This is a genomic window from Algoriphagus persicinus (assembly GCF_035156415.1).
Lineage (GTDB): Bacteria > Bacteroidota > Bacteroidia > Cytophagales > Cyclobacteriaceae > Algoriphagus > Algoriphagus persicinus.
The window spans coordinates 1-1,358 of record NZ_JAYEEY010000069.1 but is presented as its reverse complement, the minus strand read 5'-3'; the positions used below and the strand labels follow the sequence as shown (position 1 = coordinate 1,358).

Genomic DNA, 1,358 nt, shown 5'->3' with positions numbered 1-1,358 from the left:
GGGAGTGTTAGCTAAACTCTGTCCTTCCCTTCCCTTGGGGTACCCCAAGGGAAGGGAACTAATTAATTAATTTTCCGTAGTGATGTCCAGCTTCAGCCTTCCCTCAAATTTAATGGCCAGCTGCTGGACTGTCAAGCTCCAGTTGTGCAAAGGTGAACTCCATTTTTTCTCGATCCGGCGCGTGGCCAGGTATACGAGTTTCAACAGGGCCATGTCACTGGTAAACGCCCCTTTGGTCTTGGTCACCTTTCTCACCTGCCTGTGGTACCCTTCCACCGCATTTGTGGTATAGATCATCTTCCGGATGCCCTTGGTGTAGGCAAAATAGGCGCTGAGCCTTTCCCAGTTGCTGTTCCATGACCGGAGTACCACCGGGTATTTCTTCCCCCATTTCTCTTCCAGATCCAGTAGTGCCGATTCTGCCCCGTCCCTGGTGTCCGCACCATAGACCAGCTTGAGGTCACGGGCAAACTCCTTCTGGTCCTTGCTTGCCACATATTTCAGGCTGTTGCGGATCTGATGGACGATACACAGCTGGATTTCGGTTTTGGGAAAAACCGAATGGATGGCCTCCGGAAAGCCTGCAAGATTGTCCGTACAGGCAATCAGAATATCCCTGACCCCACGGTGCTGCAGATCACTGAGTACCTGTAACCAAAAGTTGGCTCCCTCGCTTTCAGACAGATACATCCCCAGGATTTCCTTTCTCCCGGATTTGTTGATCCCAAGCACATTGTAAAGTGCCTTGTGCCTCACCTTTCCTTCTTCCCGCACCTTGAAGTGCATGGCGTCCAGCCACACGATGCAGTAAACCTCCTCCAATGGACGGTTCTGCCATTCTTTTACCCGGGGGATCACACGGTCTGTGATCTCGCTGATCACGTGGGTGGAGACTTCCGTATCATACATTTCCCTGATATGCGAGGAGATGTCACGCAGGCTGCTGCCCATCCCGTAAAGGGCGATGATCTGGTCCTCCAGGTTGTCCGCCAGAATACGCTGGCGCTTCTCTATGATCTTGGGTTCAAAGCTGCTGTGACGGTCCTCAGGGGTGTCAATGGTGACTTCGCCAACATTGCTTTTGACAGTCTTGCTACCCCTGCCGTTCCGCTTGTTGCCCGATGAACGGCCTTTCTCCCCATCCCGGAGGTGTTCCTCCATCTCCGCCTGAAGTGCCTCTTCCAAAAACTCTTTCAGCACTGGTGCCAAGGCTCCGTTTTTGCCGAACAGGTTTTCTCCTGATAAAAACTGGTCTAATACTTTCTTCTTGAATGTCGATTCTTGTTCTTTCATACTGCTCTATCTTATAAACTTTAACTTAAATTCAAAGTCTTAGACAGAGTTTAGATTACAGTCTC

Annotated in this window: 1 protein-coding gene; it reads right to left on the bottom strand. The window is 50.7% G+C overall.

Annotation, left to right across the window (positions count from 1 at the left end; all coding sequences use genetic code 11):
• Positions 1-66 precede the first annotated feature (66 nt).
• Positions 67-1,293: an IS256 family transposase gene (locus tag U3A58_RS21660; protein WP_323826481.1), complete on the bottom strand. Its 1,227-nt coding sequence runs from the start codon at positions 1,291-1,293 to the stop codon at positions 67-69.
• Between the last annotated feature and the right edge of the window lie 65 nt (positions 1,294-1,358).